Here is a 561-nt window from a genome sequence, read left to right as displayed (position 1 = left end):
GGTCGCATCGCTTCGCAGAGTGGCTTGTACTTCCAACGCCCCGGCGACGACGAGATCCGCCACCAGAACCCGTGCAACCCCGATCGGAACAGCAAGGTGCGCAGCGATTTCCGCGATGGAGATTCGCCGCTCACACAGGCTGACGATCGACGCACGAATATCCTCCGGTGCAAGGCGTTTCGTGATCGCGTCTTCGACCGTCGCGACTATTGCTTCGAGCGGAAGATCGATGGACGGCTTCGTCCTGCCTTCGGTGAGTGCATACGACCGAACGAGGCTGGGTTCAGGATCAGTGTGCTCGGGGTGATGATGTGGCATCTAGATCAAATACCCCGACCTGATCTGGGAGCGATATCCATGGTGGTTCCGACCCGATCGACCAGAGTTGCCATCTCGTAACCAATCTGGCCGATATCGCACCCCACGACGGCCAACGCCGCAAGGTACGCGCCGCTACCGACCCCCATGAGGAGAAGGTAGCCGTTTTCCATCTCGACCACCGATTGCAGGACAGCACCGCCGTCGAACAAACGTGATGCACCCGCCGACAAGCTGGCGAGT

General features: G+C 60.1%; 2 protein-coding genes. Both read right to left on the bottom strand.

From position 1 onward, the window contains the following. Positions 1 to 318: DUF742 domain-containing protein (locus MTX36_RS30750; RefSeq protein ID WP_243623204.1), on the bottom strand; the 318-nt coding region annotated here is incomplete at its 3' end. 5 nt (positions 319 to 323) lie between these two features. Further along, positions 324 to 561, bottom strand: a 238-nt coding sequence (locus MTX36_RS30745; RefSeq protein WP_243623203.1) for a roadblock/LC7 domain-containing protein, incomplete at its 5' end; no start/stop codon positions are given.

It is taken from the genome of Rhodococcus sp. ARC_M6 (genome assembly GCF_022810305.1).
Taxonomy (GTDB): Bacteria; Actinomycetota; Actinomycetes; order Mycobacteriales; family Mycobacteriaceae; genus Rhodococcus_F.
This window is presented reverse-complemented; position numbering and strand designations above follow the sequence as displayed.